This window comes from Streptococcus oralis subsp. tigurinus, assembly GCF_002093575.1.
Taxonomy (GTDB): Bacteria; Bacillota; Bacilli; order Lactobacillales; family Streptococcaceae; genus Streptococcus; species Streptococcus oralis_CH.
In genome coordinates this window covers 88519-101095 of record NZ_LNVH01000006.1, presented here as the reverse complement: position 1 = coordinate 101095, position 12577 = coordinate 88519, and the positions used below count along the sequence as shown (strand labels likewise).

Annotated in this window: 9 protein-coding genes and 6 tRNA genes; all 15 read left to right on the top strand. The window is 40.1% G+C overall.

Going from position 1 to position 12577, the window contains the following annotated elements:
- Positions 1–6: 6 nt before the first annotated feature.
- The 15 genes from ATE37_RS08470 (at position 7) to ATE37_RS08395 (ending at position 12511) form a co-directional block, all read left to right on the top strand.
- Positions 7–88: transfer RNA gene (locus ATE37_RS08470), tRNA-Leu, on the top strand.
- Positions 89–100: 12 nt separating this feature from the next.
- Positions 101–173 (top strand) — tRNA-Thr (locus tag ATE37_RS08465).
- A 27-nt stretch (positions 174–200) separates the two neighbouring features.
- Positions 201–272 (top strand) — tRNA-Gly (locus ATE37_RS08460).
- 7 nt (positions 273–279) lie between these two features.
- Positions 280–365: transfer RNA gene (locus ATE37_RS08455), tRNA-Leu, on the top strand.
- A gap of 11 nt (positions 366–376) precedes the next feature.
- Positions 377–450: transfer RNA gene (locus ATE37_RS08450), tRNA-Arg, on the top strand.
- Positions 451–465: 15 nt separating this feature from the next.
- Positions 466–539, top strand: a tRNA-Pro gene (locus ATE37_RS08445).
- Positions 540–717: 178 nt separating this feature from the next.
- On the top strand, positions 718–5109 hold the full coding sequence (locus ATE37_RS08440; RefSeq protein ID WP_084868709.1) for a PolC-type DNA polymerase III: 4392 nt from the start codon (positions 718–720) through the stop codon (positions 5107–5109).
- A gap of 72 nt (positions 5110–5181) precedes the next feature.
- A complete protein-coding gene (locus ATE37_RS08435) occupies positions 5182–5685 on the top strand; it encodes a DnaA ATPase domain-containing protein (protein ID WP_084868708.1) in 504 nt (167 codons plus the stop codon).
- Between the two features lie 15 nt (positions 5686–5700).
- Positions 5701–6651 carry a helix-turn-helix transcriptional regulator gene (locus tag ATE37_RS08430; RefSeq protein ID WP_084868707.1) on the top strand — a complete coding sequence of 317 codons (951 nt, stop codon included), beginning with the start codon at positions 5701–5703 and terminating at the stop codon, positions 6649–6651.
- Between the two features lie 7 nt (positions 6652–6658).
- Positions 6659–7969, top strand: a complete 1311-nt coding sequence (locus ATE37_RS08425; protein WP_084868706.1) for a DUF262 domain-containing protein — start codon at positions 6659–6661, stop codon at positions 7967–7969.
- Entirely contained in the window at positions 7963–9834 is a 1872-nt protein-coding gene (locus ATE37_RS08420) for a DUF262 domain-containing protein (RefSeq protein ID WP_084868705.1), read from the top strand. The genes ATE37_RS08425 and ATE37_RS08420 overlap by 7 nt, the downstream gene beginning before the upstream one ends.
- Positions 9835–9907: 73 nt before the next feature.
- Complete coding sequence (locus ATE37_RS08415) at positions 9908–10060, top strand: hypothetical protein (protein ID WP_084868704.1); 153 nt, start codon at positions 9908–9910, stop codon at positions 10058–10060.
- 21 nt (positions 10061–10081) lie between these two features.
- On the top strand, positions 10082–11323 hold the full coding sequence (locus tag ATE37_RS08410; protein WP_084868703.1) for an aminopeptidase: 1242 nt from the start codon (positions 10082–10084) through the stop codon (positions 11321–11323).
- 9 nt (positions 11324–11332) lie between these two features.
- Positions 11333–11563, top strand: a complete 231-nt coding sequence (locus ATE37_RS08405; RefSeq protein ID WP_084868702.1) for a GlsB/YeaQ/YmgE family stress response membrane protein — start codon at positions 11333–11335, stop codon at positions 11561–11563.
- Between the two features lie 225 nt (positions 11564–11788).
- Positions 11789–12511: a pseudouridine synthase gene (locus ATE37_RS08395; RefSeq protein WP_084868701.1), complete on the top strand. Its 723-nt coding sequence runs from the start codon at positions 11789–11791 to the stop codon at positions 12509–12511.
- Positions 12512–12577 lie beyond the last annotated feature (66 nt).

The following is a 12577-nucleotide window of genomic DNA, read 5'->3' as shown; positions in this document are numbered from 1 at the left end:
ATATTTGCGGGTTTGGCGGAATTGGCAGACGCACCAGATTTAGGATCTGGCGCTTAACGGCGTGGGGGTTCAAGTCCCTTAACCCGCATAATAGAAAGTAGCCGGCTTAGCTCAGTTGGTAGAGCATCTGATTTGTAATCAGAGGGTCGCGTGTTCAAGTCATGTAGCCGGCATTTTTTTATATAGAATAAGAGGTCGATGCGAACGTAGTTCAGTGGTAGAACACCACCTTGCCAAGGTGGGGGTCGCGGGTTCGAATCCCGTCGTTCGCTTAGAGAGGCCGGGGTGGCGGAACTGGCAGACGCACAGGACTTAAAATCCTGCGATTGGTAACGATCGTACCGGTTCGATTCCGGTCCTCGGCATATAATGATGAGCACCCTTAGCTCAACTGGATAGAGTACCTGACTACGAATCAGGCGGTTAGAGGTTCGACTCCTCTAGGGTGCATTTTTTTATTTAACGCGGGAAGTAGCTCAGCTTGGTAGAGTACTTGGTTTGGGACCAAGGTGTCGCAGGTTCGAATCCTGTCTTCCCGATTAGGTATGGGGATACTTAAGGGTATCTTTTTTATATGTGTTAAGGAGATTCTGAGAATCTTCTTTTTTGTTTTTAAGGAATGAATTTAGGAAAACTAGCAGTGCTTAAGGAATGGTAGTGGCTATATATTTTCTTTAATTATGGTAAAATAGTATGAGAATAATGTGAGGAAAATGAATGTCAAGTAAGTTTGAAATTTTAATGAATCAACTAGGAATCTCTGATCATTTGAGACGGGATCCTGCTCTTGTTGATGCCAGAATTGAGCGTGTTGTGGTTCATAAAATTAGTAAGATTTGGGAATTTCATTTTGTATTTTCTAATATTTTACCGATTGAAATCTTTTTAGAGTTAAAGAAAGGGCTTCGTGAAGAATTTTCTAAGACAGGGAATCGAGCTGTTTTCGAGATCAAGGTTCTTTCTCAAGAATTTTCAAATGAACTCTTACAGGCCTACTATAGAGAGGCTTTTTCTGAAGGTCCATGTGCAAGTCAGGGGTTTAAATCTCTTTACCAGAATTTAAACGTTCGTGCGGAAGGAAATCAACTCATTATTGAAGGTTCAGAGGCAATTGATAGGGAGCACTTTAAGAAGAATCATCTTCCTAATTTGGCAAAGCAACTCGAAAAGTTTGGTTTTCCAGCTTTTGTATGCCAAATAGAAAAGAATGATGCTCTTACACAAGAGCAGGAAGAAGCCTTTCATGTGCAGAATGAACAAATCGTCCAGGCTGCCAACGAAGAAGCTTTACGAGCTATGGAGCAACTGGAACAAATGGCTCCTCCTCCAGTAGAAGAGAAGCCAGCCTTTGATTTTCAGGCTAAAAAGGCTGCGGCCAAGCCTAAACTAGATAAGGCTGAAGTTACCCAGATGATCGACGTGACGACTGAGGAAAATCGCCTGGTCTTTGAAGGGGTCGTTTTTGATGTGGAGCATAAGGTGACCAGAACTGGTCGTGTTTTGATTAACTTTAAGATGACGGATTACACTTCAAGTTTTTCAATGCAAAAATGGGTTAAGAATGAAGAAGAGGCTCAGAAGTTTGACATCATTAAGAAAAATTCCTGGCTTCGTGTTCGTGGGAATGTGGAGATGAATAACTTCACACGAGATTTGACAATGAACGTGCAGGATGTGCAGGAAGTTGTTCACTATGAGCGGAAGGATTTGATGCCAGAAGGTGAGCGTCGGGTTGAGTTTCATGCTCATACTAATATGTCGACCATGGATGCTCTGCCAGAAGTAGAGGAAATTATTGCGACAGCTGCAAAGTGGGGACACAAGGCGGTTGCTATCACGGACCATGGGAATGTTCAGTCCTTTCCACATGGCTATAAGGCAGCTAAGAAAGCAGGAATTCAGCTGATCTATGGAATGGAAGCCAATATCGTTGAAGACCGTGTTCCTATCGTTTACAACGAAGTAGAGATGGAATTGTCAGAAGCGACCTACGTGGTTTTTGACGTGGAAACGACGGGACTTTCAGCTATCTATAATGACTTGATTCAAGTTGCGGCTTCTAAGATGTACAAGGGAAATGTTATTGCCGAATTTGATGAATTTATCAATCCTGGATATCCCTTGTCAGCCTTTACTACCGAGTTGACTGGAATTACAGATGATCATGTCAAAAATGCCAAACCACTGGAACAAGTTTTGCAAGAATTCCAAGAATTTTGCAAGGATACGGTTCTAGTTGCCCACAATGCTACCTTTGACGTTGGCTTTATGAATGCTAACTATGAGCGTCATGGTTTGCCTAAGATTAGCCAGCCAGTTATTGATACGCTCGAGTTTGCTAGAAACCTCTATCCTGAGTATAAACGTCATGGTTTGGGACCTTTGACCAAGCGTTTTGGTGTGGCACTGGACCACCACCACATGGCCAACTACGATGCGGAAGCTACTGGTCGTTTGCTCTTTATCTTTATCAAGGATGTAGCAGAAAAACATGGTGTGACTAATCTGGCTAGACTGAATATTGATTTGATTAGTCCAGACTCTTATAAAAAAGCTCGGATCAAGCATGCGACCATCTATGTCAAGAATCAAGTAGGTCTAAAAAATATCTTTAAGCTGGTTTCGTTGTCCAATACCAAATACTTTGAAGGGGTACCACGGATTCCGAGAACGGTTCTAGATGCTCATCGGGAGGGCTTGATTTTGGGGTCGGCTTGCTCGGAAGGCGAAGTTTTTGACGCAGTTGTTTCCCAAGGTGTGGATGCGGCGGTTGAGGTGGCCAAGTATTATGACTTTATCGAGGTCATGCCACCAGCCATCTATGCTCCCTTGATTGCTAAGGAGCAGGTCAAGGATATGGAGGAACTCCAGACTATTATCAAGAGTTTGATAGAGGTTGGGGACCGTCTTGACAAGCCTGTTCTAGCTACGGGAAATGTCCACTATATCGAACCGGAAGAAGAGATTTACCGTGAAATTATTGTCCGTAGTTTGGGCCAGGGGGCTATGATTAACCGAACCATCGGTCATGGTGAACATGCCCAACCAGCACCGCTACCGAAGGCTCATTTTAGAACGACCAATGAAATGTTGGATGAATTTGCTTTCTTGGGAGAAGATTTAGCACGCAAATTAGTCATTGAAAACACCAATGCCTTGGCAGATATCTTTGAACCTGTTGAGGTCGTTAAGGGTGACCTGTATACACCTTTCATCGACAAGGCTGAAGAAACGGTTGCTGAGTTGACCTATAAGAAAGCTTTTGAGATTTATGGAAATCCGCTGCCAGATATCGTTGATTTGCGGATTGAAAAAGAATTAACTTCCATTCTGGGGAATGGATTTGCCGTGATTTATCTGGCATCGCAGATGCTGGTGCAACGTTCCAATGAACGGGGCTACTTGGTTGGTTCTCGTGGGTCTGTTGGGTCCAGTTTTGTTGCGACCATGATTGGGATTACGGAGGTTAATCCTCTCTCTCCTCATTATGTTTGTAGTCAGTGTCAATATAGTGAATTTATCACAGATGGTTCTTACGGTTCAGGATTTGATATGCCGGATAAGGACTGTCCAAAGTGTGGCCACAAACTCAGCAAAAATGGGCAGGATATTCCTTTCGAGACCTTCCTTGGTTTTGATGGGGACAAGGTTCCCGATATTGACTTGAACTTTTCGGGAGAAGACCAGCCTAGCGCTCACTTGGATGTGCGTGATATCTTTGGTGAAGAATATGCCTTCCGTGCAGGAACGGTTGGTACGGTGGCTGCTAAGACCGCTTATGGCTTTGTAAAGGGCTATGAGCGGGACTATGGGAAGTTTTATCGTGATGCAGAGGTGGAACGCCTCGCTCAGGGTGCGGCTGGTGTCAAGCGGACAACAGGACAACACCCGGGGGGAATCGTTGTTATTCCTAACTACATGGATGTTTACGATTTTACGCCTGTTCAGTATCCAGCAGATGACGTGACGGCTGAATGGCAGACGACTCACTTTAATTTCCATGATATCGATGAGAATGTCCTCAAACTTGATGTACTGGGGCATGATGATCCGACCATGATTCGGAAATTGCAGGACTTGTCCGGTATTGACCCTAATGAAATTCCCATGGATGATGAAAGCGTTATGGCTCTCTTTTCTGGAACGGAAGTTTTAGGGGTGACGCCTGAGCAAATTGGAACTCCAACAGGGATGCTGGGAATTCCAGAGTTTGGAACCAACTTTGTACGTGGAATGGTAGATGAGACACATCCGACGACTTTTGCGGAGTTGCTTCAGCTGTCTGGTCTATCCCACGGTACCGATGTGTGGCTGGGGAACGCCCAGGATCTGATCAAGCAAGGGATTGCGGACCTATCGACTGTTATCGGTTGTCGGGACGATATCATGGTTTATCTCATGCATGCTGGTCTTGAACCTAAGATGGCTTTTACTATCATGGAACGGGTACGTAAGGGCATGTGGCTAAAGATTTCCGAAGAAGAACGAAATGGCTATATCGAAGCCATGAAGGCCAATAAGGTGCCAGAGTGGTATATCGAATCTTGTGGGAAAATCAAATATATGTTCCCTAAAGCCCATGCGGCAGCCTACGTTATGATGGCCTTGCGTGTGGCCTACTTCAAGGTTCACCATCCCATTTATTATTACTGTGCTTATTTCTCAATCCGTGCTAAGGCTTTTGATATCAAAACCATGGGTGCCGGCTTGGATGCCATTAAGCGTAGAATGGAAGAAATCGCTGAAAAACGGAAGAATAATGAAGCCTCTAATGTGGAAATTGACCTCTATACAACTCTTGAGATTGTCAATGAAATGTGGGAACGTGGCTTTAAGTTTGGCAAGTTAGATCTATACCGTAGTGATGCGACTGAATTCATCATTGATGGAGATACCCTCATCCCACCATTTGTAGCAATGGATGGTCTGGGAGAGAACGTTGCTAAGCAGTTGGTGCGTGCGCGTGAAGAGGGTGAGTTCCTCTCTAAAACAGAACTACGCAAACGCGGTGGACTGTCATCGACCTTGGTTGAAAAGATGGATGAAATGGGGATTCTCGGCAATATGCCAGAGGATAATCAGTTGAGTTTGTTTGATGATTTGTTCTAAAAAAATTAACAGACGGACAAATATTGTCCATCTGTTTTGTTATACTTATACCATAAAAAGAAAGAGGTTTAAATGATGGTCAATACAGGATTAGATAACAAATATCAATTTGAAAATTTTATAGAAAAAGACGGTAATGCTTTAGCAAAAAAAGAAGCTTTAGAAGTAGTAAAGAACTTAGGATTAAAATACAATCCCCTTTATATTTATGGGCAATCAGGTTCAGGAAAAACACATCTCCTGCAAGCAATTGGAAATAAGGTTCTTGAGAACAATCCAGAAAAGCGAGTAAAATATATTTCTGCTAAAGATTTGTTAGAAAATGAGCTAGAAATACAAAAAGTTAGAAGTGAGAAGTTTGATCTCCTAATAGTAGATGATATTCAGATATTGGGAGAAAAGGATGATATGATTCAAGAAAAATTTTTTAATCTTTTTAATTCTCAACATGATATGAATAAACAAATGGTTTTCTCTGGTGACTCTGAACCAGATCAATTGGAAAATCTAAATTTTCATTTGATTGTGCGTTTTAAGTGGGGAATGACAGCTTGTCTAACATCGCTTGAAGATTAACAAAAAGGACATTAGATGAATGATCAAGAGAGATTACTAACAATCTTTTTACGCTTACAGTTTGGGACTCCGTTAGGAAAAAAGCAATTAGCCCAGGAATTTGAGGTTAGTGAAAAGACGATACAGAGAGATTTTTCGCTCCTTCGTGATATTTTATCCAGTCATCCCGATTTTAATGGAGACTTGCTTTATAGTCGTAAAACAAATAAGTATAGCCTATCAAGTAAGTCAGTTTTTAATAAAAAGGATATACTTGTTATTTCAAAGATTTTATTGGAAAATCGAGCATTGAATCGGCCAGAAATTGATAGCTTACTAAAAAATTTACTGATTTTAATTCCTCGTGATGACCAGAAAGAAATTGAGCAAATCATTGGTAGTGAAAAGCTTAATTATGCTCCCTTAACGGATCAGCAAAATAGAATAGAGAAAATATGGAATTTATCAGAAGCTATTTTGCATGAACAGGTTCTAGATATTGTCTATCAAAAACCTTATTCTGAGTCTTCTAAGAAGCAGACGGTTTTACCTGTATCTCTTTACTATGATAGTCATTATTTTTATCTGGTTGTTTATCAGTTAAAACACGCTACTTATATTACTTTAAGAGTAGACCGTATCCAATCATGGTCTCTTAGTGGTATAGAGAAACCCTCTATTTCTTATAGAGATAAATTTAGAGATGGTGATATTCGTAACGAGAGAGTTGATGCTTTTATCGGGAAGAAAATCAGTATTGAGATTGGGTATTTGTATGATCCTACTATTGTGATGGATCAATTTCCAAATGCAAAAATAGTTGGGAAAAATGGAGACTGGACTCATTTTAAGTTTAAAAGTCAGTATACACCGGGTCTTAAACGCTGGTTGCTGGGACAAGGGGAAGCAGTTACTGTTTTGTCTCCTCGGATTTTAGTAGAGGATATGAAGCAAACAGTTCAAGAAATGATAGATAAATATAAATGAGGATAAAATGAGTATTCAATTTACTTCTAAAAAGGTTGGAGAACTACTGAAAGAAGGGAAATTGCGGATTCCTTCTTATCAAAGACCTTATAAATGGAACAGAAAACATATCCGTAATCTTTTTTATGATTTACGAGATGCTATGGGTAAAAAGGAATATCAGATAGGATCCGTTATCCTGCATGAAAATGAAGGACACTTAGATATTGTCGATGGACAGCAACGTCTAATTTCAATTTCCTTGTTTCTTCATTTATTAGATGATTTAGGGAATTATAAGGGTGCGAATCAACTGCTGAGTGCTGAATTTGGAGAGATGTCTTGCTATCATGCGAGTGAAAATTATAATGAGTGGGTAAATTTGACTCAATTGGTTGGCGAAAATCAGGCAAAAGATATTTGCAACTTTCTATTGAAAAATTGTTCTGTCTCCGTGATTACTATGCCACAGGAACGATTATCAGAGGCCTTTCAGTTATTTGATTCTCAGAATAATCGTGGAAAATCTTTAGAACCTCATGATTTGCTCAAAGCCTATCATCTTCGCAAGCAAGATTCAGAAGATGAAAAGATTGTTGAAAAGTGGGAGCAATTTGTAGAAGATAAAGATTTAAGTCTCAAAGAGTTATTTGATAAACATCTTTTCCGTATGAGACGGTGGTCTAGGGGAAAAACAGGATTAACAAACAAGCGTTATGGCTCTTATCTACGATTTACAGAGGATTTTATTGACGACTTTAAAGGCGTTGATTTGAATCAGAACTTTCCATACTTAGAGTTGTATCGTCATATTGAAAACCTCCCTATGTCAATTACTATGCCAATCATTGATGGAAGTAAATTTTTTGAGTATATTGAATCTTCTCATGAAACTATTAAAAATCATAAAGATTTTTTAAATGAACGGTTAGGAATCTCTAATGAGTTAGAGGAAGAAGAACAAAATTTAGCTTACCCAGAAGGTATGTTAAACATTTACAATAGTTCAAAGGGGCGCTACCTCAAGTGTCACAATCTATTTCTAAATATTTGCTCGCTTTTCGCAGATAGATTTGGAAAAGAGGAGCTATCAAAGGAGATAGTAGAGACCTTGTTTATTTGGTCTTACTACCCTCGAGTTAAGTCTAAAGCCATATATGATGCAACTGTTGGGAACTATGCCGCTGGTGGAAGGTTTAGACAAAAAGAGGTTCAAAAGCTATTTCAACTTTTATCTCATGCTGTCACTCCAAATGATTTCATGATCAAGATAGATAGAGAATTATTTGAAAATTATACTGTGGACAAGATTATAGAGGAGGAAAAAGATAGATGGTAGAAACGCATATAAGTTTATCAGTTAATCGTTTGTTAAATGAAGATACCTATGCTATTCCTCTTTATCAGAGAAATTTTGCCTGGGCCTATGATGAAATTGAGCAGTTATTGAACGACGTAGCAGATGCTTTTCAAGAAAATAGGGATAATTATTATATTGGAACATTAGTCGTTAATAAAGAGAATAACAATTTCAAAATCATAGATGGGCAACAACGGACAACAGCCCTTAATTTGATTGCCTTAGCTTTGAAGCGTGAGTTTGGTTTTGATAGATTGAAAGCTGTCAATCTTACCTTCCCAGCTCGAAAGAAATCAAATGAGAATATTCAAAAGCTATTTACCAAGCAAGAAATTTCAGAGGGTGATGAAAATGAGCTGACTAGAGGTTACGGACATGCTAAAGACGCATTGAAAAAAGTGCTAGAGGAGCGCGAACTTAATCTTCAGTCTTTCATTGATTATTTTTTTGAGAATGTCATCATTTTTCGGAGTATACTTCCTGAAGACTTAGATTTGAATCTTTATTTCGAACGTTTCAACTCTCGAGGCGAACAACTAGAAGCTCATGAAATCCTTAAGGCACAAATGATGTCTAAATTTGGTGAAGATCAAGAAATGGCTCAAAAGTTTGCAAGGATTTGGGATGCCTGTGCAGAGTTTGATAAGCCGGTATCAAGTCAATTTAAGATGCGACGGAAGAGAGCAGATGATTTTCAAGAACGCGAACGTATTTTTGGATGGCATTTTACAAATTACTCATTTCATAATATTTATGATGATATTGATTTTTATCAAAATGAAAGAAGAAAGTTATCAGATATATTAGGAAAAAAGATAAATGAAAAAAATATAGAAGTAGAAAAAGATTTTGGTGATTATACCCAAGTTATCGATTTTCCAACCTTCCTACTCCATGTATTGGCAATTTGGGAAGGTAAGGATACCAATGAGGTTCAGTTAGACGACAAGAAACTTTTAGCCCTATTTGATATAAAAAATAAAAATAAGACTTGGATTATTGAATTCAGTGAATTTCTTCTTAAAATAAAACATATTTTTGATAATTACATCGTTAGAAATTCAAATATGGATTCTTCAAGCAGAAATAAGGATGAATGGTTTTTGCAGAAGGGAACTTATTATGAATATCAACCTAATGGAAAAGCGAAAGAGCATTACATAGTTGAAGAACGCTTTACTAAGAATACATTTTCAGATTCGGAAATTAACAAAAATATTATTCTTCTTCAATCTATGTTTGCTGTGACCTTTACTGCTAATCGTGATAGTCGTTGGTTATATGAGATTTTTCAATTTCTCTTCAGACATATTGAAGAACTAAATGATCAAGAATTTGGTGCTCATTTTAAAGAATTTCTTGAAAAAATGGCAGTGACGTATGCAGAAGAAAGACTGTTTACTGAGGATAGAAGAATTAAGAAATATGGTACAATTCCTGTTTATGCTTTTAACTTTGTAGATTATGTTTTATGGAAAAATCGTGAAGAATTAAAGAAAGCATACGATGTTAAGTTTGAAGATTTCAAATTTACATATCGTCGCTCTATAGAACATTGGTTTCCACAACATCCAAATAGTGATGAAAGGGTTGAAAAGCTTGATGATAAATTTTTGCACTCTTTTGGGAATCTTTGTATCATTACAGATAGCCAAAATTCGAAGTTTGGGAATTTGGTTCCAAGTGCAAAGTATAAACAGTGGGAAGGAATTTTCAATCGCCAGAGTTTAAAATTACAGATGATGGCAGACGTAACGGTAAAGAATGATAAATGGGGTATTCGTGAGATTCAATCTATGGAAAAAGAAGTGGAAAGATATGTACACGACTTTTGTTTTAGTTAATTAAAAACAAGCTTTATTAGGCTTGTTTTTAAATTTATATCATATGTGATATACTAGTAACGGAGGATATTTCATGAAACTAAAAATTTTTGCGGAAGATAAGCCAGCTGAGAAGGTGTTTGAATATCAATTGGAACTTGCTGATCAGACAATTCTTCTATCGACAGCGCTCTTGTCTGGTGCCATTGCTTTAGCAGGATTATTTTCTGCTTTGAAGGAAAAATAACAAAAGAAAAGGAAGAATAGAATGGTTTTACCAAATTTTAAAGAAAATCTAGAAAAATATGCGAAATTATTGGTTGCGAACGGAATTAACGTGCAACCTGGTCACACCTTGGCTCTCTCTATCGATGTTGAGCAACGCGAGTTGGCGCATTTGATCGTGAAAGAAGCTTATGCTTTAGGTGCACATGAGGTTATCGTTCAGTGGACAGATGATGTGATTAACCGTGAGAAATTCCTCCACGCGCCGATGGATCGTCTGGACAATGTGCCAGAATACAAGATTGCTGAGATGAACTATCTCTTGGAGAACAAGGCTAGCCGTCTCGGTGTCCGTTCATCTGATCCAGGTGCCTTGAACGGAGTGGACGCTGAAAAGCTCTCAGCTTCTGCTAAAGCGATGGGACTTGCGATGAAGCCAATGCGTATCGCAACGCAATCCAACAAGGTTAGCTGGACTGTAGCAGCCGCTGCTGGACTTGAATGGGCTAAGAAAGTCTTTCCAAATGCTACGAGCGACGAAGAAGCAGTTGATCTTCTTTGGGATCAAATCTTCAAAACTTGCCGTGTCTACGAAGAAGATCCTGTTAAGGCTTGGGAAGAGCATGCAGCCATCCTTAAGAGCAAGGCGAAAATGCTTAATAAGGAGCAATTTTCAGCCCTTCATTATACAGCGCCAGGAACTGATTTGACACTTGCCTTACCTAAGAACCACGTTTGGGAATCAGCTGGTGCTATCAATGCACAGGGCGAAGAATTCTTGCCAAATATGCCAACAGAGGAAGTCTTCACAGCGCCTGATTTTCGTCTCGCAGATGGCTATGTTACTTCTACAAAACCACTTAGCTACAACGGAAATATCATTGAGGGAATTAAAGTAACCTTCAAGGATGGTCAAATCGTAGATATCACTGCTGATAAGGGTGATCAGGTCATGAAAGACCTTGTCTTTGAAAATGCGGGTGCGCGTGCCTTGGGTGAATGTGCCTTGGTACCAGATCCAAGTCCAATCTCACAGTCAGGGATTACCTTCTTTAACACTCTTTTCGATGAAAATGCTTCAAACCACTTGGCTATCGGAGCAGCCTATGCGACCAGCGTTGTTGGTGGAGCGGAGATGAGCGAAGAAGAACTTGAAGCTGCAGGACTGAACCGTTCAGATGTTCACGTGGACTTTATGATTGGTTCGAATCAAATGGATATCGATGGTATCCGTGAGGATGGAACACGCGTACCACTCTTCCGCAATGGAGATTGGGCAAATTAAGGAGAAGCTATGATTGGAAGCATGTTTGTCGGCCTTTTAATTGGACTACTAGCAGGGGCTATCACCAATCGTGGAGAACGAATGGGATGCTTTGGGAAGATGTTTCTCGGTTGGATTGGTGCCTTTCTAGGACAATTACTCTTTGGTTCTTGGGGGCCGAGCCTAAATGGTACAGCCATTATCCCAGCAGTTCTCGGTGCTATGGTTGTCTTAGCTATCTTCTGGGAAAGAGGAAGTTAATTTCTTAAATCTGATACTCAATGAAAATCAAAGAGCAAACTAGGAAACTAGCCGCAGGCTGCTCAAAGCACTGCTTTGCGGTTGTAGATAGAACTGACGAAGTCAGTAACATCTATACGGCAAGGCGACGTTGACGCGGTTTGAATTTGATTTTTGAAGAGTATGAAAAGAAAAGGAGGTTGGTCACTTGGGCTAGCCTCCTTTTGAGTATGATATAATAGTTTTATGAGATTAGATAAATTTTTAGTTGCCTGCGCTATAGGGAGTCGGACTGAGGTTAAAAACTTGCTCAAGGCTGGGCGCGTGACGGTAAATGGTAAAAAAGAAAAGTCAGCTAAACTGCAGATCAATGAAGAAAGAGATGAGATTCGCTTTGATGGGCAAGTGCTGGAGTACGAGGAGTTTGTCTATTATATGATGAACAAGCCCCAAGGAGTTATTTCAGCGACTGAGGATCCCAAGCACAGAACGGTTCTAGACTTGCTGGATGACTTGGCGCGGACCAAGGAAGTTTTCCCAGTAGGGCGCTTGGATATTGATACGCATGGTCTTCTGCTCTTGACCAATGACGGCGAACTAGCTCATGCTCTTCTTTCACCAAAACGTCATGTGGATAAGACCTATCTGGCACAGGTCGAGGGAGTTATGACCCAAGAAGACGTGGAGACATTTGCCAAGGGCATTCCGCTCAAGGATTTTACCTGCCAGCCAGCTAAGCTGGAGATTGTGTCGGTAAATCTAGTAAAGAATCAAAGTCTGGTTCGCGTGACCATTGCTGAAGGGAAGTTCCATCAGGTCAAGCGTATGGTATCCTACTGTGGCAAGGAAGTGGTGCACCTACAACGTTTGACTATGGGAACGTTAGCCTTGGACGAGAACTTAGAACGAGGAGAATGGCGCCGCCTGACCAAGGAGGAGTTAGAGGTTCTCCTTGCGAGTATTGCTTAATTTAATTTACGCTAGAAAAGGTGAGGAGAATGTCCTTGCCTTTTTAAGTTTTTCAGTTGCTTCCTT

What these genes read in the sequence shown, in the direction of transcription:
- ATE37_RS08440 (WP_084868709.1), top strand. Translation starts at nt 718, where the DNA reads ATGTCAAGTAAGTTTGAAATTTTAATGAATCAACTAGGAATCTCTGAT.
- ATE37_RS08435 (WP_084868708.1), top strand. Translation starts at nt 5,182, where the DNA reads ATGATGGTCAATACAGGATTAGATAACAAATATCAATTTGAAAATTTT.
- ATE37_RS08430 (WP_084868707.1), top strand. Translation starts at nt 5,701, where the DNA reads ATGAATGATCAAGAGAGATTACTAACAATCTTTTTACGCTTACAGTTT.
- ATE37_RS08425 (WP_084868706.1), top strand. Translation starts at nt 6,659, where the DNA reads ATGAGTATTCAATTTACTTCTAAAAAGGTTGGAGAACTACTGAAAGAA.
- ATE37_RS08420 (WP_084868705.1), top strand. Translation starts at nt 7,963, where the DNA reads ATGGTAGAAACGCATATAAGTTTATCAGTTAATCGTTTGTTAAATGAA.
- ATE37_RS08415 (WP_084868704.1), top strand. Translation starts at nt 9,908, where the DNA reads ATGAAACTAAAAATTTTTGCGGAAGATAAGCCAGCTGAGAAGGTGTTT.
- ATE37_RS08410 (WP_084868703.1), top strand. Translation starts at nt 10,082, where the DNA reads ATGGTTTTACCAAATTTTAAAGAAAATCTAGAAAAATATGCGAAATTA.
- ATE37_RS08405 (WP_084868702.1), top strand. Translation starts at nt 11,333, where the DNA reads ATGATTGGAAGCATGTTTGTCGGCCTTTTAATTGGACTACTAGCAGGG.
- ATE37_RS08395 (WP_084868701.1), top strand. Translation starts at nt 11,789, where the DNA reads ATGAGATTAGATAAATTTTTAGTTGCCTGCGCTATAGGGAGTCGGACT.